Raw genomic sequence first — 19,152 nt, forward strand, 5'->3', positions numbered from 1 at the left:
GGATGCGCTTATCCGACAAAATCATGTTTTTCTATTACTTTTGATGCCTAATTAATGCGGCAAGATATGCCAATAATACGTACGATACAAATAGATGACGATACAAAGCTGGGCGTGTGGAAAATTAGTGAAGAAGAGCCGTTTTTCCGCCAGCGCGTGGCCATTGAACCCGAGATTCATCAGTCCCACAAGCGGTTGCAGCACTTTGCCGGTCGTTACCTGCTGCTGGAGCTGTTTCCTGCTTTCCCGGTCAAGGATATCCGTGTTACCGATCGCCGCAAGCCCTATTTGCCCGATAACAGCTATCATTTTTCGATATCGCACTGCGGGGATTACGCGGCGGCGATCGTTAGCCGCAAAGGCGCGGTAGGCATAGATATTGAACTGGCACAACCGAAAATTGAGAAGGTGTCGCATAAGTTTTTATCGCCCCGGGAAGTGGCGTTCATAGACCCGGTGCGGGCGTTGTCGCACAAAACCGTATGCTGGTCTGCCAAAGAGGCCGTGTACAAATGGTACGGGCTGGGCAGCGTAGACTTTCGCGAACATATGCAGCTGCAGCCTTTTCCGTTTATGCAAACCGGTATGCTCACCTGCGATTTTATGAAGCCGGATAAAAACGCACGCTTATATTTGCATTACCTCATGGACGGCGAGATGTGCCTGGCCTGGGTGGTGGAATGATATATGTCATTGTACGACTGAAAAAAACTGTTCAACTTGAGAGTATTCCTTTTAGGCTTCATGGGAGCCGGCAAAACATATTGGGGCAAACAACTCGCCGAGCATTGGGGACTTCCCTTTTTGACCTCGACGAAGTGATCATCGAACGGGAGGGCATGTCTGTAAGCGACATTTTCGCCGCTAAAGGAGAAGATGCTTTTCGCCAGATGGAAAAAGAGGCCCTGCGTGAGCTCGTGGCGGAACAGGACAAGTTCGTGATTTCCTGCGGCGGCGGTACGCCCTGCTTCCACGAGAACATGCCGTTTATGAACGAGCAGGGCATTACCGTGTGGCTGAACCCTACAGTGGAAGTGATGGTAGAGCGCCTGCAGCGTAAACGGGAGAAACGCCCGCTGTTGAAGGACCTGAGCGATGAGGAACTGGTCGCCTTCGTGGAAAAGCGCCTTACCGCGCGCACGCCGGTGTACGAGCAGGCCAGGATTATTATTGAGAACGATGAAGTTTCGTTAGAAGTATTCGATAAATATTTGAAAGATGCATAAGACCTTTTTGACCTGGGCCGCGCTGTTAGGTGCACTGGCGGTAGCATTCGGCGCGTTTGGCGCACATAAGCTGAAGGAACTGGTGCCGCCCGAAACGGTGAGCACATTCCAGACAGGCGTTACTTATCAATTTTACCATGTATTTGGCCTGCTGGCCATCGGCATACTGTACGCGAACTATCCCGGTCCGCTCATGACCTGGGCCGGCCGCTGTTTCCTGTTCGGGATACTGTTGTTCTCCGGATCACTGTACCTGCTGACTATTTTCAAAGCCACCGAAACCGTGGGATTGAATAAGTTTGGCATTATTACTCCTTTCGGCGGCCTGTTTTTCATCGCCGGCTGGATCTGCATGCTGCTGGCATTCATCAAAAAGTAAATTATGCGCGTAACCCGCTTCGTTTTCATCCTGGTTGTTTTATTTGGTTCGATGTCTGCAAACGCGCAACAGCGCAGTATTGTGGGCGACTGGTACGGTGTTTTCCTGAATGCCCGTGCGGTGATTACTGTTACCGACAATGGAGGCACACTTTTCGGTGTGTTTAAATCGCCTGACCAGACCAAACAGGAGTTCCCGATGAACGTGCTAAAGCACAACGGCGATACGCTGGAGTTTGAAGTACGCACGCTCGCCCTGCGCTATAAAGGTGTTTGGGTTGATTCCGCCGCCACGTTCAAAGGCTTCTTTACCCAGGCAGGCCGCGATTTTCAGCTTGATTTTTCTCAGCAAAAGATAGAGAAGGTGGAGGAAAAACGTCCGCAGGAACCGAAGCCGCCATTTGATTACGAATCGGAACAAGTGACTTTTACGAATAGCAAAGACTCGGTAACGCTTGCCGGTACGTTCACCAAGCCGCGTGGCGCCGGTAAGTTCCCGGCAGTACTGCTGATTACGGGCTCGGGCGCGCAGAACCGCAACGAAGAATTATTCGGACATAAACCGTTTTGGGTGATCGCCGATTATTTTACACGCCATGGCATTGCCGTGTTGCGGTACGATGATCGCGGTTTCGGGAAGTCTACCGGCAACTATGCCAAAGCCGATATCGATGCTTTTGCACGCGATGCGGCGGCAGGTATTACGTGGCTGCAGCAACGCGCCGATGTGGATAAAGCAAAGGTAGGCGCACTGGGACATAGCGAAGGCGGCATCGTAGTGCAGATGCTGGCGGCGAATGATAAGTCGCTTGCTTTTATCGTGTCTATGGCCGGCCCCGCCATTAGTGGCGTGGAAAATGGACGATTACAGAACACTGCGTTGAACCGTGCAGCTGGACTGCCAGATAGTACGCTTAACAAAATAACCATAGAAAATACACGTTTACTGCAATTGATGGCCAGCGAAAAGCAGCTGGATACGTTGCGCCGTAAAATGGTGCCGCTCATTCACCGCCTGTACGATGTAATACCTGTGGCCGCGCGACAGGGCATGGAAAAGCCGGCTTACACGTTTACGTCGGTGGCAGCTTTACGGCCCCGGGAATGTTGTCGCTCGTGCGTTATAATCCCGCGTTATACCTGCCTAAAATTAAATGCGCAGTGTTGGCCATCAACGGCGACAGGGATGTGCAGGTAAGTGCAAAAGAGAATATTGAAGGCTGGAAAAAGGCAGGCAGCAAAGACCTGACCGCAACGGCTTTACCCGGACTGAACCACCTGTTCCAGCAGTGTAAAAATTGTTCCGTAAGTGAATACGGACAGCTGGAGCAAACCATATCGCCTGAAGTGCTGGATATCATGACGAAGTGGATACAACAACGCACCGGGCTGCAGAAATAAAAAAGCGCCGTATGCCCGGCAATAGTTAATTTTGGTACCATATTATGGCAGGAAACAAATTGAAAACCGAAAAGAAAAAGGCGGATAGCAAAAAGCCGCAGGCCAAGCCAGCCGACCCCGATGTGCTGAAGCCGGACAAAGAGCCGGAAGTGAAAGTGAAGGAACTGGTAAAGGATGAACGCACCCATAAAGTATTGGGTGTAACCCTGCTGTTGTTATCTCTTTATTGCTTCATTGCGTTTACCTCTTATCTCTTTTCCTGGCAGGAAGACCAGGACAAAGTGTTCAGATATTCCGCCCGCATTTTGTTCAGCAACGATGTGGAAGTAGACAACCTGCTGGGCCGCCTCGGCGCCTTTGTATCGCATTGGTTTTTTTACAAGGGATTTGGACTGGCATCGTACCTGTTCTGTTATTTCTTTTTCATTTTAGGGGTGAACTACATTGTTGGCCGCCGCGTATTCCGCGTATGGCGCAACATCAAGTATATTTTATTCGGGTTGATCTTCATCAGCACCACGCTGGCGTTTATTTCCGGTAAAGCATCGTTCCCGTGGGGCGGCGCTACCGGTACCGCGCTTAACAAGTGGACCAGCGGTTTCGTTGGCAAGGCCGGTATGGGCCTGCTGTTACTGGTAGCCGGTTTAAGCTGGGTAATCTGGAAGTTTAATATCGATTTCAAAATACCAGAAAAGAAAAAACAGCCGCCTGTTAAACCTGCAAGAGTAGCAGAAACAGGTCCCGTTTTACATATTGATGAGGAAGTGGAACCGAAGGAAGATCCTACCCTGGAGCCAATGACGGCTACCTTCCGCGGTAATGGGCTGAAAGAGGAGAGTGGTGTAACCGTGATTCCGCCAGTAACAGAAGAAGACTTTGATCCCTCGCTGCAGCTGGTAGAGCGCGAAGACCCTGCTGTGAAGGCGCCACACATCACCTACATTCCGCCGGTAATTCCGCCACCGGTAGAAGAGCCGCTGCTGGAACTGGTAGAAGACGATGAGCCGCCGTTTGATATGACGGAGGTTACGAAACCGGCCGAGCTGGAAGTTCCCGAACAGCCGGTAAGCCGCCGCCCTAAAACGGCAGGCGAAGTAGCATTCGAGATCAAACCGCCGGTAGAGGAAAATGTAGCGGAAGACGACGACGTACACCAGGGCCCATTGCCCGTGCGCGAACACGTAACCGCCGATCCGTATGAACCTACACTGGACCTCCGCGATTATAGATATCCCACGCTGGAAATGCTGGAGAGCCATGGTTCAGATAAGATTGTACAGGATGCGAGCGAACTGGAAAAGAACAAGAACCAGATCATCGACACGCTCAAGAACTATGATATCCAGATCCAGAAGATCAGCGCTACAGTGGGTCCTACAGTAACCCTGTACGAGATCGTACCGGCGGCCGGTGTGCGTATTTCGCGCATTAAGAACCTGGAGGACGATATTGCACTGAGCTTATCGGCCTTGGGCATCCGTATCATTGCGCCTATTCCGGGTAAAGGTACCATCGGTATCGAGGTGCCGAATGTGAAGAAGAGCATTGTGTCGCTGCGCAATATGCTGGCGTCGGAGAAGTTCATGAACAGTAATATGGACCTGCCGGTGGCCATCGGGAAAAAGATCGATAACGAGAACTTTATCGCCGACCTGGCCAAAATGCCCCACCTGTTGATGGCGGGTGCTACCGGTCAGGGTAAATCAGTGGGTATCAATACCCTGCTGGTATCGCTGCTGTATAAAAACATCCTTCCCAGCTGAAGTTTGTACTGGTAGACCCCAAAAAGGTGGAGCTTTCTCTCTATAAGTTGATAGAAAAGCACTTTTTGGCCAAACTGCCGGGCGAAGAAGACGCCATCATTACCGATACCAAAAGGTGATTCACACGCTGAACGCCCTGTGTATAGAAATGGACGTGCGCTACGACCTGTTGAAAGAGGCTGCTACCCGTAATATCAGGGAGTACAATGCCAAATTCACCGCCCGCAAGCTCAATCCGTTGAAAGGTCACCGCTTCCTGCCGTTTATCGTGCTGGTGGTGGACGAGTTCGCCGACCTGATCATGACGGCCGGTAAGGAAGTGGAAATGCCGATTGCGCGTTTGGCCCAGCTGGCCCGCGCGGTGGGTATTCACCTGATTATCGCCACGCAGCGTCCTTCCGTAAACATTATTACGGGTACGATCAAGGCGAACTTCCCGGCCCGTATTGCTTTTAAGGTATCTTCCAAAGTAGATAGCCGCACCATCCTCGGATATTGGCGGCGCCGAGCAGCTGATCGGGCAGGGCGACATGCTTATCAGCTATAACGGTGAGCTGGTTCGTCTCCAATGTGCGTTCGTAGACACACCCGAAGTAGAGAAAGTGGCCGAGTTTATCGGCGAACAACGGGGTTACCCCGAGGCGTTCCTGCTGCCGGAGTATGTTGATGAGAAAGACATGGAGGGCAAGGATTTCAGCCTGGCCGACCGCGACCCGCTGTTCGAGGAAGCTGCCCGCGTGATCGTGCAGAACCAGCAGGGGTCTACTTCCTTATTGCAGAGACGGATGAAACTTGGCTATAACCGCGCCGGCAGGCTCATGGACCAGTTGGAAGCCTCAGGCATCGTTGGCCCCAACCTCGGTAGTAAGGCCAGGGAGGTGAACGTTAAGACAGAAGCCGATCTCGAAGAAATTCTTAATAATTTGTTATAATTTTTGCGGAAACCCGCCCGCATTTCCACTTTTGGCAGGAATTGCGATTTTTGCATTTCATTAAACCTGTTAGGCACAGCATTTGTCTTATACCCGGTGAAAAAACCAATAACTGTTATAAAACTCAAGATGATGAAGAAAACGATACTTATAGGCGCCCTGCTGTGTGGAATAGTATCTGTCAGCTCCGCACAATCCACCGATCCTAAAGCGAAAGTGGTGCTGGATGGCGTAAGCAAAAAATTTAAATCGCTGACCTCCGTGGTAGCCAACTTCATCCTCAAGGTGGAAGGAGCGAACAATAAAGTATCTGACACCAAGAAAGGTACGGTATTCCTGAAAGGCGCTAAATATAAAGTGGCGCTGGACGGCCAGGAAATTATCAGCGATAACAAAACTTCGTGGACATACAGCAAAGACGTGAACGAAGTAACCATTAACTCGGTAGACCAGAGCTCCAGTGCGATGACACCAGCAAAACTGTTCACCAACTTCTACGACAAAGACTATCTGTACCGCATGGAAGGCGAAACGACCGAAAAAGGTAAAGTGTTGCAGAACATTGAGCTGACGCCAACCGATAAATCCAAATCCATGTTTAAAGTGCTGGTATCTATCGATAAAAGAGCCAGACCATTGCAAGGATGAAGATGTTTGAAAAGAACGGTAACAAAGTAACTTACGAGATTACCAACTTTACGCCCAATGCCGCTGTAACCGAAGGCACCTTTACCTTCGACGCGAAAAAATACCCGGGTGTAGAGGTAGTGGATCTCCGCTAATAACGCTTTACAACAGCAAAAAGAACGAAGCCCATTGGTCTGGACTAACATACCGGATCAATGGGCTTTTCTGTGCCTGTCAGCGGCGTGTAATACAATGGTAAACGATGTATACAACTTCCTACATTTTTCACTACCTTTGGCAAGTTTAATTTTAAAATCCAACAATATGGCATACGACGTTATCGTAATTGGAAGTGGGCCTGGTGGCTATGTAGCTGCTATCCGTGCTTCTCAGCTGGGATTCAAAACAGCTGTGGTGGAGAGAGAGAACCTGGGTGGCATCTGTTTGAACTGGGGTTGTATTCCCACAAAAGCGTTGTTAAAATCTGCACAGGTATTTGAATATATCCAGCACGCGAAAGATTACGGTATCACCGTAAGCAGCGCTGAAACTGATTTTGCTGCCGTTGTTAAGCGCAGCCGTGGTTCTGCCGACAAGATGAGCAAGGGCGTTCAGTTCCTGATGAAGAAAAACAAAATCGATGTGTTGTTGGGCAATGGTAAGCTGAAAAGCAAAAACCAGGTGGAAGTAACCGACAAAGACGGTAAAGCCACTATCCACGACGCTAAATATATTATCCTCGCAACCGGCGGCCGCGCCCGTGAACTGCCTAACCTGAAAATGGACGGTAAAAAAGTGATCGGCTACCGCGAGGCCATGGTGCTGCCAGAGCAGCCCAAATCTATGATCGTTGTAGGCTCCGGCGCTATCGGCGTGGAGTTCGCCTACTTCTATCACAGCATTGGTACTAAAGTGACCATCGTTGAATTCATGCCGCGCATTGTGCCGGTAGAGGACGAAGATATCTCCAAAGAACTGGAGAAAATCTACAAGAAGAAAGGCATCGAGATCATGACCAACGCTTCTGTAGAAGCGGTTGATACTACTGGTAACGGTGTTAAAGCAAAAGTGAAAACACAAACCGGCGAAATCACCCTGGAAGCAGATGTGGTACTGAGCGCAGTAGGTGTTTCCGCTAACATCGAAAACATCGGCCTGGAGTCTGTAGGTGTTAAAACCGAAAAAGGCAAAGTGACCGTTGACAAATACTACGCTACCAACGTAAACGGTGTTTACGCGATCGGCGATATCGTTCCCGGCCAGGCCCTTGCACACGTTGCTATGAAAGAAGCAGTAGTATGCGTCGAGGCTATCGCCTACAACGAGAAGAAGTTCCATCACAAACCAGAGCCGGTAGACTACAACAACATCCCTGGCTGTACTTACTGCTCTCCTGAAATCGCTTCTGTAGGTTATACCGAAAAAGCGGCGAAAGAAGCAGGTTATGAAGTGAAAGTGGGCAAATTCCCCTTCACTGCATCAGGTAAAGCAACTGCCGCAGGCGCTACTGAAGGTTTCGTAAAAGTGATCTTCGACGCTAAATACGGCGAGTGGCTGGGTACGCACATGATCGGTGCTAACGTTACCGAGATCATTGCGCAGACAGTAACCGCACGCAAACTGGAAACTACTTACATCGAGGCGCTGGACGCCATTATGCCGCACCCGACTATGAGCGAAGCGGTAAAAGATGCGATCGAAGTAGCTTACGGCGAAGCGATTCACCTCTAATCAAATTCAAAGCAGTTAATAAAGATGCAGCCGGACAGCGAAAGTTGTCCGGCTGTTCTTTTTCCGTTAAATTGCTTTTTTTACTACACCAAAGAACAGCTACAAGTATGTTGCAACAAATGCTGAAACGCGCCGTGCTGCCCGCACTGCTCGTACTCACACAATTCCGGGCCCAGGCCACCGAAGGCATGTGGCTGCCGCACCTGCTCTCCAATATGAATGAGAAAGAAATGAAGGGAATGGGCATGAAGATCAGCGCGGCCGACATTTACAATGTAAACAAAGGCAGTCTTAAAGATGCGATCGTAAGTCTGGGTGGCTTTTGCACCGGCGAACTCATATCTTCCCAAAGCCTGTTGCTCACCAATCACCACTGTGGTTACGCGGCTATTCAAAGTCATTCTTCCGTACAAAATAACTATCTCGATAACGGCTTCTGGGCCCGTACGCAGGCCGAAGAGCTGCCAAACAAAGGCCTCTTCGTTACTTTTATTGTGAAGATAGAAGATGTTACCCTGCAGGCTTTGCAGGGTGTAAGCCGCAGCACGACCGAAAAGGACAGGGTGCGCATCATCGAGGAGAATCTTACTAAGATAAAAACGAACGCTAAGAAGGAAAGCTACCAGGATGCACTGATTAAGCCTTTTTATGAAGGCAACCAGTATTACCTGTTCGTAACGGAAACGTACCGCGACGTCCGCCTCGTAGGTGCGCCGCCATCATCTATAGGTAAGTTCGGATCGGATACGGACAACTGGATGTGGCCGCGTCATACAGGCGATTTTTCGCTGTTTCGCATTTATGCGGGTAAGGATGGCCGGCCGGCTGAATATTCGCCTGAAAACGTGCCTTTAAAGCCCAAACACTTTTTACCCGTTTCGTTAGATGGTATTGCCGAGAACGATTTTACCATGGTATTCGGTTTCCCGGGCCGTACGCAGGAATACCTGCCGTCTGAAGCCGTGAAACTCACCGTGGAAGGACAGGACGTAGCCAAGGTAAGCATGCGCGATGCCGCGTTAAAAATCATTGACGGCTTTATGCGCCAGGATGAAAAGATCAAAATTCAATATGCTGCGAAATACGCCAGCACCGCCAATGCCCGGAAGAAGTGGATCGGCGAGATGCAGGGCGTGCAGCAAACCAAGGGTATCGAAAAGCGGGTGGCTTACGAGGCCGAATATACCAAACGCCTGAACGGCAATGCTTCCCTGCAGGCAAAGTATAACGGCGTGCTTGATTCGCTCAATGCACTGTACCGCGATTTTGGTCCTTATGCCATAAACCGCGATTATTACAATGAGCTGATCCGGAACGTGGAACTGTTATCGCTTTCCGATAAGATCGTGACCATGTTGTACGATGTGAGAGAGAAAGGGGAGGCGGCCTATCCAGAGCTGCGTGACAAGCTGCTGGCGGCGCAAGAGTCGTTCTACAAAGACTTCAGCCCCAAAGTGGACCACGATGTCGCCGCAGCATTACTCGATCTTTATTTCACGAACGTACCGAGCCGTTATATTGGCGGAGAGGCTACGCAGATATGGATGGAGACGAATAAAAGCGGGAAGCAGGCCGCGGATAAGTACTACAGCAATTCAGCCTTACTTTCTTACGATAAGTTGAAAGCGTTTCTCAATAAACCTTACCGCGACGTAGCCACGGCGATCTTCAGCGATCCGGTTACGCGGATGGGTATCGCATTGCGCAATGGTTATGTGGAACACGTCAACAATCCGGCTGCCGGTATGCAGAACGATATAAACCGTTTGCAACGCGTGTACATGCAGGCACAGATGGAAGTGCTGGATAACCGCCGTTTTTACCCGGATGCGAACAGCACGCTGCGCATTACTTACGGTAAAGTAAACGGCTACAAACCTGCCGATGCTAAAACATATGATTACTACACCACGCTTGATGGTGTCATGGAAAAATATAAACCCGGCGATTATGAGTTTGATGTGCCCGAGAAACTGCGGAGCCTTTATGCCGCGAAAGATTACGGCCAGTATGGCGTAAACGGGAAAATGCCTGTTTGCTTCATTGCTTCCAACCACACTACCGGCGGCAACTCCGGCAGTCCCGCGCTGGATGCGTATGGCAACCTGGTAGGACTTAACTTCGACCGTACCTGGGAAGGCACGATGAGCGATATCAACTACGACGCGTCTATCTGCCGTAACATTATGGTGGATATCCGGTATGTACTGTTTATCATCGATAAATATGCCGGGGCAAAGCGACTGGTGGACGAGATGAAGCTGGTGCATCCGAAGAAAGCTGCTGTGAAAGCGGCGCCGGCGAAGCGGGCGTAACGACATAAGAAAGCCGGGTGACTCACCCGGCTTTCTTATTTATCCCTGAATTTTACATTCATACACGATCGAACTACACACATCCACATTCCTTAGTGCCTTCCGATAAGATGTAAACCCGTTCCAGAAACCTTTCAACAGTCCGCCGCCACCGGTTTTATACTTTTCGCTCAGCAGGCTTACATAAAACGAATCAAACACCATCGGATGTTTTTACCACGGTCACGCCGTGCGCCTGCAACATGTTTTGCATGGCGGTGGGGGAGAAGTGGTAGAGGTGACGCGGTACGTCATAGGCGGCCCAGTGTTCGCCATAATGCTGCGCGTCTTTGGAGGTATAGTTAGGCACGGCGATGAGTAAGGCGCCGCCGGGCTTCAGCACTTTTTTATTTGTTCCACGTAACCGTGCAGGTTGTGCACGTGCTCCATTACATGCCACATGGTTACCACATCGAACTGCGCGGGCTCCGGGCCAAAGAACGCTTCGGGAGGAAGTGCTTTCAGTTTGTACAGTGTTTCGGCGTTGGCGCGTGCGCCTTCGTCCGGTTCGATGCAGGTTACCTGCCAGCCGGTTTGCTGCATAAAGTGGGCAAACGCACCGGTGCCCGCGCCAATGTCCAGCAGTGAACCTTCCTTCAGTTTTGCGGCAGACTTCACCCAGTTCTGTTTGGAGCGGAGCGTAATCTTGCGCGCACTGTGGTACAGGCGGTTGACGAGGCCTTCTTTGGTTTCGGTGTGAGAGATATATTCTTCCGACTTATAGAATGCGCCAATCTCGCTTTCGTCGGGAATATTTTGCGTGAAACGGCCGGTGCAATGTGCACAATGCCATATTTCGAAGGATGATTCAGATACTGTGTAATCCACGGCGTTCAGCGCGTGGCTGATCTTATCGGACCCACATAAGGGACAGTATTGGTAAAAAATACGGCTCATGTTGCTTTGTTCCGGTTTTCGCCGGCCGGGAGAAAACGCTCCTGGCCGTAGACCGGCGAAGTTAAATGTTGAAATCCGTTTTTGCTAAAACGGGATGGTATTTTTTTGCAGACAACTATCTGTATTCTCCCCAGACTTTGCGTAATGCGTCCGAAATTTCGCCCAGTGTACAGTAGTGCTCTACCGCGTCTACTACCAGGGGCATCAGGTTGTCGGTTCCACGGGCGGCCGCTTCAATAGCAGCCAGCAGCGATTGTACCTTCGCGTTATCCCTGCGCTGGCGTAAAGCGGCCAGTTTTTCGGATTGTACGCGGCGGATGCTATCGTCTACCCGGAATACTTCGGGGACCTCTTCGGTTTCTACAGTAAATTTGTTGACCCCTACGATCACTTTTTCGCCCCGTTCAATTTCCTGCTGGTACCGGTAGGCGCTGCGCGCAATCTCGTCTGGATAAAACCTTGTTCAATGGCGCTGACCGCGCCGCCCATGGCGTCTATCTTCTCCATCAGTTGCATGGCCTTCGCCTCTACCTCGTTGGTAAGTGCCTCTACATAAAAAGAGCCGGCCAGGGGATCTACCGTATCGGCCACGCCGCTTTCGTAGCCAACGATCTGCTGCGTGCGCAGTGCGATGCGGGCGGCCGCTTCGGTGGGCAGGGAAAGCGCTTCGTCAAAACCATTGGTGTGCAGCGACTGTGTACCTCCCAGGGTAGCGGCCATGGTTTGAATCGCTACGCGCACTATATTGTTGTGTGGCTGTTGTGCGGTAAGGGTGCTGCCCCGGTCTGGGTATGAAAGCGCAGCATCTGTGCTTTTGGATCGGTGGCGCCCAGTTCCTTCGTAATATTCGCCCACATGCGGCGGGCGGCGCGGAACTTGGCCACTTCTTCGAAAAGATGATTATGGGCGTTAAAAAAGAAGGATAACCGTTTGGCGAACACGTTGATGTCCAGCCCTTTTTCCAGGGCGGCCTTCAGGTAGGCTTTACCGTTGGCCAGCGTAAAGGCCAGTTCCTGTACGGCATTGGCGCCGGCCTCGCGGATGTGGTAGCCTGAAATGGAAATAGTATTCCACTTCGGGACTTCCCGGCTGCAATAGTCAAAAATGTCCGTAATCACACGCATGGAGGGTTGCGGCGGATAAATGAAGGTGCCGCGGGCGGCGTATTCCTTCAGGATATCATTCTGGATGGTGCCCGAAATCTTTTTCAGGTCTGCACCCTGCCGTTTAGCCAGTGCTATGTATAACGCCAGCAGGATAAATCCGGTGGCGTTGATCGTCATCGATGTGGAAATATTTTCCAGTGAAATACCCTGGAACAGCACCTCCATATCTTCGAGGGAGTCGATGGCCACACCTACTTTTCCTACTTCCCCTTCGGACATGGGATGGTCGCTGTCGTAGCCGATCTGCGTAGGCAGGTCGAAGGCTACGCTCAGGCCCATGACGCCCTGGCTGAGCAGGTAATGATAACGGCGGTTACTTTCTTCCGCAGTACTAAAACCCGCGTACTGCCGCATGGTCCACAGTTTGTCGCGGTACATGCTGGCGTGTACGCCCCGTGTAAACGGGAAGCTGCCGGGCATTTCGGTCATCGGTACCGGTTCGGTATACACCGGTTGAATCTCAATGCCGGAATCAGTTTTAATTTGTTTCTCCATAGCAATAACGTGGCTACAATGTTACGATTATTTTAACCATTGCGGGTACGGCACAGTTTGTGCGCCGTTAACACTCAATTCATCTTTAAAATGATAATTTGTGATTAAATCTGAAGTCCGGCTATGATCAACTACCTACTGTTATCTATTACCATTATCCCGGCTTTATACAGTTTGCGCCTGGCTTATACGGCAGCCCGAAAGCCATTGCCCGATGCGGGTTTTCAGGCGGCGCTTTCCCTTGCCTTAGGACTGTTTATTTATTTGTATGGTACCTGGGTGTACCTTAGTATTTATGCGCGTTATGCGTTCGGTATCGCTTATGTCCTGCTGGTGGTGTATGTTTTGCTTCGCCGCCGCCGCGATCAGCCGGTCAACAAACGATTAGCTTTGTGGCGCCGTATCAGTTTAAGTTTTTTTACGGTGTTGATGCTGGTGCTGAATATCCTGTACTTCACCGGCACCACCGGCAATCCGGATACGGTGAACCTGGCCTTCCCGTTTAAAACCGGCCGTTACTTCGTGTTGCAGGGCGGCAAGGGCCTTCCGAGCAACTTCTTTCACTTTAGTATCCGCGGCGCTATTTACGCCATGGACATTGTACGCCTGAACGAATACGGCGGCCGCGCGAACAGTGTGTTTTCGCGTAACCTGAACGACTACGCCATTTTCGGGGATACGGTGTATAGTCCCTGCGCCGGCCGCGTGGCGCGCACCGAAACGGACAACCCGGATAACATTCCGCCTAATATGGAACGAGGACCCAAGAATACAAACATGGTCGTAATCGAAACAGATAAGTACACAGTATTCCTCGCCCATCTGAAAAAAGGCAGTGTTATGGTGAAGGAGGGCGGCGATATGCTGCAGCGTGGCCAGCCACTGGGCCGCGCGGGTAATTCCGGCTTCAGTGCGGAGCCGCATTTGCACATACAGGTACATGCGCGCGAGGAAGGCAAGCCCCGGTATCGCTCCAAACCGCTGTATATCCTGTTCAACGGCCGCGGATATCTGTTTAATGAGGTCATTAACGCCCGTAAAGGCTACTAAATAAAAAAGACGATGCCGGTTAAGCATCGTCTTTTTTATCCTATAAAGGCGGTTACATCAATTTTTTCGCTTCGGCGCTGATGATGCGCGCTGCAATATCCGCAGGCGACTCACCGGTTTGCAGAAACACTTCCGGGATACCTTTGGTCAGCTCTTTACCCGGCGCATCCGACGGTAGTTTGGACGCTACCGGATCACCAGCGAAATCACCTGCTCCTTCACGGTTTTCACCGCTTCCCAGGCAGCCGGCGATACATAGATCTGCTGCGAAATGTTATGGTCAAACTCCGCTTTCACGGTTTGGATCAGTCCCACCGGATGTCCGCCACGGTGAGGCCTGGTTGGTACACGCGGGAGATCAGGCTTTGCGGGGTAATGCGCTCCACGAACAACACCACACGCTCGTAGGCCTGCAGCTGCAGGGTAAGGGCCGGGTTGTGCTCTCCGCCCTGCCGTACCGGCAAAGTGTCACTGTCTTTATCTTTCTTCTTAAAAGAATCTTTAATCGTTGAATATACCAGTACAATGGCGCCGATAATCAGCACCGCGTACAAAACGGTTTGTGTGGAAATAGAGCCCATGGATGTATTAATTTTTTAGCGCACAAACATAATAACTATTTATTATATTTTAATATTTATCCCGGAGGATAAAGAAATATTTAGGCACTTAACATTCCGGTAAACTGATCGGGATGTTGACTGCCAGTCCGCCATCAGATGTTTCCTTGTATTTGCTGTTCATATCCTGCGCGGTATCCCACATGGTTTTCACTACCGCGTCCAACGATACTTTCGCCAGTTCGGGATTGCTCTGCAAGGCCAGCTGCGAAGCGGTAATAGCCTTAATAGCGCCCATGGTATTACGTTCAATGCAGGGTACCTGTACCAGTCCGCCGATGGGATCGCAGGTAAGGCCGAGGTGGTGTTCCATTGCTATTTCCGCAGCCATTAACACCTGCCGCTGCGAGCCGCCGAGGCATTCGGTCAGCGCCGCTGCCGCCATAGCGGAGGAAACGCCGATTTCTGCCTGGCAACCGCCCATAGCGGCCGAAATGGTACTACGCTTTTTGAAAATGCTGCCGATCTCGGAGGCCGTCAGCACAAAACGCATGATTTTCTCTTCTTCATACCCATCACAAAAGGTAATGTAGTACTGCAATACCGCCGGGATAACACCGGCCGCACCGTTGGTTGGCGCGGTGACCACGCGGCCGAAGGAAGCGTTTTCCTCATTCACGGCCAGGGCAAAACAGCTCACCCAGTCCAGCGTATAGGCAAAATGACTGCCGCCTTCGCGGATCGCTTTATCCAGCTTTCGTAATCGTTATAGGTGCGGTCTTTCAGTAATCTTTTATTCAGTGCCGCCGCTCTTCTGGCTACTTTCAGTCCGCCAGGCAGTTCGCCGGAGGTGTGAGAGCCGCGGTAGATGCATTCTTTCATCACGCGCCAGATGTTCATGACGCCTTTACGCGTATCTTCCTCACTGCGCCAGGCCAGTTCGTTTTCCATCACCACTTCGGAAATGGAATAGCCTGTTTTAATGCACCACTGGAGCAATTGCCGGGCGGTATCGATGGGAAAGGGGAGGTCTACCTGAGCACCGGCCGAATTGTTTTCGCCTTCTTTTACAACAAACCCGCCGCCGATCGAATAGTAGGTGGTCGCGGTCTGTTCGCCATTTGTCATGGTGACCGGGAAGGTCAGCGCATTCGGGTGAAAGGGTAGCGATGCCTCGTACAAAAAATCAATATTGGTCACGGGGTCAAAATCGATTTCGTGTTTGCCTGCCAGTGCCAGTTTTTTGGTGCGGCGAATATCATTGATCTTGGGTGTGATCTGGTTTACGTCGAACGTTACCGGGTCGTCGCCGGCCAGGCCGAGCTGTACGGCCACATCGGTGCCATGTCCGTAACCGGTTTTTGCCAGCGATCCGTACAGGAGTACGGTTACCTGCCGGATGTCAGACAGCTTTCCCTGCGCTTCCAGTTCCTGTAAAAATCGCATGGCGGCCGCCAGGGGCCTAAAGTATGTGAGCTGGATGGTCCTACGCCAATCTTGAAAATATCGAAAACGGATATGCACTCGTGCGCCACAAATAAGAGTTTAATTCCATCAAAATTAGCGAAAGTAAAGGGTTGTATAAGCTGCTGTGTTGCGCTAAATGACAGATATGTGAGAAAGATGCCTGCTCAGCCGCTGTTGTCACGCACTTCTGCCGTCACTTTTCGGATCAACATAAAGAAGCGCCTGCGATGATCGCAGGCGCTTCGCCAAAATATCTGATCCGGGGTATTAGTTCCGGTATACATCGATCAGTTTCATATCAAATACCAGCACGGAGTTGGCAGGGATGCTGTCTCTCGATCCGCGTCCGTAAGCAAGGCCGGAGGGGATGATCATCAGCAAGCGTCCGCCTGCAGTGGTTTTACGCAAACCGTACTGCCAGCCCTTGATGAGGTTCATCAGCATGGCGCCGCCTAGGGTGGTGGAGTCGGCTTTCTGGAATACATTACCGTTCAGCAGTTTACCTGTGTACGATACTTTCATTTTAGAGCTCAGGATCATGGTATCGGTGCCGGTGCCATGTTCGAGTATTTTGTAATACAGGCCGGTGCTGTCGCGTACCATGCCGGTCAGTTTCGCCGTATCAATATAAAGTTTGATCAGCTCTTCGTCCTTCGCCGCCTGCGCCGCCGTGTCAAAATCGTCTTTGTCTTTGTTCTTGTGACAAGCTGTAACCAACACCACGAATAATACCGCAGCAAGGCCCAAAAGGTGTTTCATCTTCATTTGTGTACGTTAATTGAAATATAAAAATACTAAAATCGCTTAGTCTTTAAAATCTACGAGCTCCACTTCTGATACCAGTACCGCATAGGGTGGGATCGTTTGGTTAATACCGGCAGCGCCGTAAGCAAGGGCAGAAGGGATGAAAAGTAATATTTTCCCGCCTTTCCCGATCTGGGTCAGGCCTATTTGCCAGCCCAGAATATGGTCTTTCAGTTGCCGCCCGTCAAAATTGGTAGGTACACCGAGAGAGGATTGTACTACCGGCCGTTCAGCAATCTGGTGGTAAATATAAGCGTAGGCACAGACGTGTGCTTGATCATTTCATTACTGCCTTTGCGCCGGATGCGGTAGGCCAGGGCAGTGGGGTGGCGCAGTACGCTGTCTATGTTATTTCTCTTCACGTAGTCGAAAATGAGAGAATCTTCCATCTGCGAGCGTAATACGCTGGTGGAGGCTGGTAAAGTTTCTTCTTTACTACAGGCCAGCAATGCCATCATCAGGCACAGGAACATCGCAATTACAGGTCTTGTCGTCATATCCATGAAAATCGGCAATACTATTATCCATTAAACGGCCGAGGCGGTGTAAAGTTACAGGCGTACGGGCACAAAAAAAAGAGGCCGCCTTGCGGCAGCCTCTCCTTTATTGGGAATTCCGTATTTACGACTAGTAGTCCATGCCCATACCAGGACCGCCGGGGTGAGCGTGGCCACCTGCAGCTTTAGGTTCTGGTTTGTCAGCGATCACACACTCAGTTGTTAACAGCATACCTGCGATAGAGGCAGCGTTTTCCAGTGCAATGCGGGATACTTTAGTAGGGTCGATAACACCTGCAGCCAGCATTTTCTCGTAGGTTTCAGTGCGTGCGTTGAAGCCAAAGTCACCTTTACCTTCTTTCACTTTCTGTACCACGATAGAACCTTCGATACCGCAGTTAGCAGTGATCTGGCGCAGCGGCTCTTCTACAGCGCGTTTAACGATCTGGATACCGGTAACTTCGTCTTCGTTAGAACCTTTCAGTTTCTCGATAGACTCGATCGCACGGATGTAAGCAACGCCACCACCCGGAACGATACCTTCTTCCACAGCAGCACGTGTTGCGTGCAGGGCGTCGTCTACGCGGTCTTTTTCTCTTTCATTTCTACTTCGGTAGCAGCACCTACGTACAGTACCGCAACACCGCCGCTCAGTTTAGCGAGGCGCTCCTGCAGTTTCTCACGGTCGTAGTCAGAAGTAGTTACTTCGATCTGCGCCTTGATCTGGCCGATACGGGCCTGGATGTCTGCTTTTTGCCTTTACCGCCAACAACAGTAGTGTTGTCTTTATCGATGGTAACTGATTCTGCACGGCCCAGGTAAGTGAGGTCGGCGTTTTCCAGTTTGTAACCTTGTTCTTCGCTGATCACGATACCAGCAGTGAGGGTAGCGATGTCCTGCAGCATTTCCTTACGACGGTCGCCAAAGCCGGGAGCTTTAACGGCAGCCACTTTCAGGGTGCCACGCAGTTTATTTACCACCAGGGTAGCCAGTGCTTCACCTTCCAGGTCTTCAGAGATGATCACCAGGGGAGCGCCCTGCTGAGCAACTTTCTCCAGGATGTGCAGGATGTCTTTCATCGTACTGATCTTTTTATCATAGATCAGGATGTAAGGGTTCTGCAGTTCAGCCTGCATTTTTTCGCTGTTGGTGATGAAGTACGGAGACAGGTAACCGCGGTCGAACTGCATACCTTCCACTACTTCTACAGTAGTTTCGGTGCCTTTTGCTTCCTCAACGGTGATAACGCCGTCTTTGGTTACTTTCTTCATGGCTTCAGCAATCAGTTTACCGATTGCGTTATCGTTGTTAGCAGAGATAGTAGCTACCTGCTCGATTTTTTTGTTGTCGTTACCAACTTTTTCAGACTGTTTCGCCAGGCTGTCAACGATGCCTTTAACGGCTTTGTCGATACCGCGTTTCAGGTCCATCGGGTTAGCGCCGGCTGCAACGTTTTTCAGACCTTCGCTGATGATTGCCTGAGCCAGAACGGTAGCTGTGGTAGTACCATCACCTGCGATATCCGCGGTTTTGGAAGCTACTTCTTTCACCATCTGTGCGCCCATGTTTTCGATGGGATCTTCCAGTTCGATTTCTTTTGCTACAGTAACACCATCTTTAGTAACGCTGGGGGCACCGAATTTTTTCTCGATTACAACGTTACGGCCTTTGGGGCCCAGGGTCACTTTCACCGCGTCTGCCAGGGTGTCAACGCCTTTTTTCATTTTGTTGCGGGCGTCGATATTGAAGAATATTTGCTTTGCCATATGAATGGTAATTGTGGAGTTGTTTTAATGATTTGATT

At 50.7% G+C, this 19,152-nt stretch carries 21 protein-coding genes and 4 pseudogenes; 13 read left to right on the forward strand and 12 right to left on the reverse strand.

All coding sequences use genetic code 11. The features are described from left to right. Positions 1-66: 66 nt before the first annotated feature. The 12 genes from MKQ70_RS01850 (at position 67) to MKQ70_RS01905 (ending at position 10,373) form a co-directional block, all read left to right on the forward strand. On the forward strand, positions 67-684 hold the full coding sequence (locus MKQ70_RS01850) for a 4'-phosphopantetheinyl transferase family protein (RefSeq protein WP_248067023.1): 618 nt from the start codon (positions 67-69) through the stop codon (positions 682-684). A gap of 104 nt (positions 685-788) precedes the next feature. Further along, positions 789-1,226, forward strand: coding sequence for a shikimate kinase (locus MKQ70_RS01855; protein WP_248067026.1), 438 nt, complete (start codon positions 789-791; stop codon positions 1,224-1,226). Further along, on the forward strand, positions 1,219-1,605 hold the full coding sequence (locus MKQ70_RS01860) for a DUF423 domain-containing protein (RefSeq protein WP_248067029.1): 387 nt from the start codon (positions 1,219-1,221) through the stop codon (positions 1,603-1,605). The genes MKQ70_RS01855 and MKQ70_RS01860 overlap by 8 nt, the downstream gene beginning before the upstream one ends. Before the next feature lie 3 nt (positions 1,606-1,608). Then, positions 1,609-2,802, forward strand: coding sequence for an alpha/beta fold hydrolase (locus MKQ70_RS01865; RefSeq protein WP_248067031.1), 1,194 nt, complete (start codon positions 1,609-1,611; stop codon positions 2,800-2,802). Further along, a complete protein-coding gene (locus tag MKQ70_RS01870; RefSeq protein WP_248067034.1) occupies positions 2,766-3,005 on the forward strand; it encodes a hypothetical protein in 240 nt (79 codons plus the stop codon). The genes MKQ70_RS01865 and MKQ70_RS01870 overlap by 37 nt, the downstream gene beginning before the upstream one ends. 44 nt (positions 3,006-3,049) lie before the next feature. Further along, entirely contained in the window at positions 3,050-4,768 is a 1,719-nt protein-coding gene (locus MKQ70_RS01875; protein WP_248067036.1) for a DNA translocase FtsK 4TM domain-containing protein, read from the forward strand. A 115-nt stretch (positions 4,769-4,883) separates the two neighbouring features. After that, positions 4,884-5,315 (forward strand): FtsK/SpoIIIE domain-containing protein, encoded by a 432-nt coding sequence (locus tag MKQ70_RS40920; protein WP_248067039.1) that lies wholly within the window; start codon positions 4,884-4,886, stop codon positions 5,313-5,315. Next, positions 5,299-5,700, forward strand: a complete 402-nt coding sequence (locus tag MKQ70_RS01885) for a DNA translocase FtsK (protein WP_248067042.1) — start codon at positions 5,299-5,301, stop codon at positions 5,698-5,700. Before MKQ70_RS40920 ends, MKQ70_RS01885 begins: the two co-directional genes overlap by 17 nt. 129 nt (positions 5,701-5,829) lie before the next feature. After that, a complete protein-coding gene (lolA1, locus tag MKQ70_RS01890; RefSeq protein WP_248067045.1) occupies positions 5,830-6,348 on the forward strand; it encodes an outer membrane lipoprotein periplasmic chaperone LolA1 in 519 nt (172 codons plus the stop codon). Beyond that, positions 6,345-6,482, forward strand: a complete 138-nt coding sequence (locus tag MKQ70_RS01895; RefSeq protein WP_248067048.1) for a LolA family protein — start codon at positions 6,345-6,347, stop codon at positions 6,480-6,482. Before lolA1 ends, MKQ70_RS01895 begins: the two co-directional genes overlap by 4 nt. 169 nt (positions 6,483-6,651) lie before the next feature. Beyond that, positions 6,652-8,058, forward strand: coding sequence for a dihydrolipoyl dehydrogenase (gene lpdA, locus MKQ70_RS01900; RefSeq protein WP_248067051.1), 1,407 nt, complete (start codon positions 6,652-6,654; stop codon positions 8,056-8,058). A 107-nt stretch (positions 8,059-8,165) separates the two neighbouring features. After that, positions 8,166-10,373 (forward strand): S46 family peptidase, encoded by a 2,208-nt coding sequence (locus MKQ70_RS01905; protein ID WP_248067054.1) that lies wholly within the window; start codon positions 8,166-8,168, stop codon positions 10,371-10,373. Positions 10,374-10,412: 39 nt separating this feature from the next. Here MKQ70_RS01905 and MKQ70_RS01910 read toward each other — a convergent pair whose 3' ends face one another. The 3 genes and pseudogenes from MKQ70_RS01910 to MKQ70_RS41915 form a co-directional block, all read right to left on the reverse strand. Next, positions 10,413-10,577, reverse strand: coding sequence for a hypothetical protein (locus tag MKQ70_RS01910; RefSeq protein WP_248067056.1), 165 nt, complete (start codon positions 10,575-10,577; stop codon positions 10,413-10,415). Continuing rightward, a pseudogene (locus MKQ70_RS01920) lies at positions 10,567-11,309 on the reverse strand (class I SAM-dependent methyltransferase). Before MKQ70_RS01920 ends, MKQ70_RS01910 begins: the two are co-directional and overlap by 11 nt. A gap of 115 nt (positions 11,310-11,424) precedes the next feature. After that, positions 11,425-12,970: pseudogene (locus MKQ70_RS41915) on the reverse strand (acyl-CoA mutase large subunit family protein). Positions 12,971-13,093: 123 nt separating this feature from the next. On the opposite strand from MKQ70_RS41915, the gene MKQ70_RS01940 reads away from it, so the two are divergent. Continuing rightward, entirely contained in the window at positions 13,094-14,020 is a 927-nt protein-coding gene (locus tag MKQ70_RS01940; protein WP_248067082.1) for a M23 family metallopeptidase, read from the forward strand. A 186-nt stretch (positions 14,021-14,206) separates the two neighbouring features. Here the strand turns inward: MKQ70_RS01940 and MKQ70_RS37405 are convergent, their stop codons facing one another. From MKQ70_RS37405 to groL, 9 genes and pseudogenes are all read right to left on the reverse strand, one after another. Beyond that, positions 14,207-14,335, reverse strand: a complete 129-nt coding sequence (locus MKQ70_RS37405) for a DUF7935 family protein (protein WP_282456175.1) — start codon at positions 14,333-14,335, stop codon at positions 14,207-14,209. Further along, positions 14,326-14,601: a DUF7935 family protein gene (locus tag MKQ70_RS01945; protein WP_248067085.1), complete on the reverse strand. Its 276-nt coding sequence runs from the start codon at positions 14,599-14,601 to the stop codon at positions 14,326-14,328. The genes MKQ70_RS37405 and MKQ70_RS01945 overlap by 10 nt, the downstream gene beginning before the upstream one ends. A gap of 88 nt (positions 14,602-14,689) precedes the next feature. Further along, complete coding sequence (locus MKQ70_RS01950) at positions 14,690-15,280, reverse strand: L-serine ammonia-lyase, iron-sulfur-dependent, subunit alpha (protein WP_248067087.1); 591 nt, start codon at positions 15,278-15,280, stop codon at positions 14,690-14,692. After that, positions 15,277-15,708, reverse strand: a complete 432-nt coding sequence (locus MKQ70_RS41920) for an L-serine ammonia-lyase, iron-sulfur-dependent, subunit alpha (protein ID WP_372490085.1) — start codon at positions 15,706-15,708, stop codon at positions 15,277-15,279. The genes MKQ70_RS01950 and MKQ70_RS41920 overlap by 4 nt, the downstream gene beginning before the upstream one ends. Continuing rightward, a pseudogene (locus MKQ70_RS41925) lies at positions 15,700-16,115 on the reverse strand (serine dehydratase beta chain); the annotation flags it as partial. The gene MKQ70_RS41920 and the pseudogene MKQ70_RS41925, both read right to left, overlap by 9 nt. A gap of 199 nt (positions 16,116-16,314) precedes the next feature. Next, complete coding sequence (locus tag MKQ70_RS01960) at positions 16,315-16,806, reverse strand: FKBP-type peptidyl-prolyl cis-trans isomerase (RefSeq protein WP_248067092.1); 492 nt, start codon at positions 16,804-16,806, stop codon at positions 16,315-16,317. A gap of 45 nt (positions 16,807-16,851) precedes the next feature. Further along, entirely contained in the window at positions 16,852-17,100 is a 249-nt protein-coding gene (locus MKQ70_RS41930; RefSeq protein WP_372490086.1) for an FKBP-type peptidyl-prolyl cis-trans isomerase, read from the reverse strand. After that, complete coding sequence (locus MKQ70_RS01965; protein ID WP_248067095.1) at positions 17,070-17,348, reverse strand: hypothetical protein; 279 nt, start codon at positions 17,346-17,348, stop codon at positions 17,070-17,072. Before MKQ70_RS01965 ends, MKQ70_RS41930 begins: the two co-directional genes overlap by 31 nt. A 130-nt stretch (positions 17,349-17,478) precedes the next feature. After that, a pseudogene (gene groL / locus MKQ70_RS01970) lies at positions 17,479-19,114 on the reverse strand (chaperonin GroEL). Between the last annotated feature and the right edge of the window lie 38 nt (positions 19,115-19,152).

It is taken from the genome of Chitinophaga sedimenti (genome assembly GCF_023156195.1).
GTDB classification, from domain to species: Bacteria; Bacteroidota; Bacteroidia; order Chitinophagales; family Chitinophagaceae; genus Chitinophaga; species Chitinophaga sedimenti.

Excerpts from the sequence above, each read along its gene's own strand:
- MKQ70_RS01885 (WP_248067042.1), top strand. The coding sequence starts at position 5,299 with ATGCTTATCAGCTATAACGGTGAGCTGGTTCGTCTCCAATGTGCGTTC.
- MKQ70_RS01910 (WP_248067056.1), bottom strand. The coding sequence starts at position 10,577 with ATGGTGTTTGATTCGTTTTATGTAAGCCTGCTGAGCGAAAAGTATAAA.
- MKQ70_RS01875 (WP_248067036.1), top strand. The coding sequence starts at position 3,050 with ATGGCAGGAAACAAATTGAAAACCGAAAAGAAAAAGGCGGATAGCAAA.
- MKQ70_RS01850 (WP_248067023.1), top strand. The coding sequence starts at position 67 with ATGCCAATAATACGTACGATACAAATAGATGACGATACAAAGCTGGGC.
- MKQ70_RS01895 (WP_248067048.1), top strand. The coding sequence starts at position 6,345 with ATGAAGATGTTTGAAAAGAACGGTAACAAAGTAACTTACGAGATTACC.
- MKQ70_RS41920 (WP_372490085.1), bottom strand. The coding sequence starts at position 15,708 with ATGACAAATGGCGAACAGACCGCGACCACCTACTATTCGATCGGCGGC.
- MKQ70_RS01960 (WP_248067092.1), bottom strand. The coding sequence starts at position 16,806 with ATGAAACACCTTTTGGGCCTTGCTGCGGTATTATTCGTGGTGTTGGTT.
- lolA1 (WP_248067045.1), top strand. The coding sequence starts at position 5,830 with ATGATGAAGAAAACGATACTTATAGGCGCCCTGCTGTGTGGAATAGTA.
- MKQ70_RS01860 (WP_248067029.1), top strand. The coding sequence starts at position 1,219 with ATGCATAAGACCTTTTTGACCTGGGCCGCGCTGTTAGGTGCACTGGCG.
- MKQ70_RS01865 (WP_248067031.1), top strand. The coding sequence starts at position 1,609 with ATGCGCGTAACCCGCTTCGTTTTCATCCTGGTTGTTTTATTTGGTTCG.
- lpdA (WP_248067051.1), top strand. The coding sequence starts at position 6,652 with ATGGCATACGACGTTATCGTAATTGGAAGTGGGCCTGGTGGCTATGTA.
- MKQ70_RS01945 (WP_248067085.1), bottom strand. The coding sequence starts at position 14,601 with ATGGGCTCTATTTCCACACAAACCGTTTTGTACGCGGTGCTGATTATC.
- MKQ70_RS01940 (WP_248067082.1), top strand. The coding sequence starts at position 13,094 with ATGATCAACTACCTACTGTTATCTATTACCATTATCCCGGCTTTATAC.
- MKQ70_RS01905 (WP_248067054.1), top strand. The coding sequence starts at position 8,166 with ATGTTGCAACAAATGCTGAAACGCGCCGTGCTGCCCGCACTGCTCGTA.
- MKQ70_RS01965 (WP_248067095.1), bottom strand. The coding sequence starts at position 17,348 with ATGACGACAAGACCTGTAATTGCGATGTTCCTGTGCCTGATGATGGCA.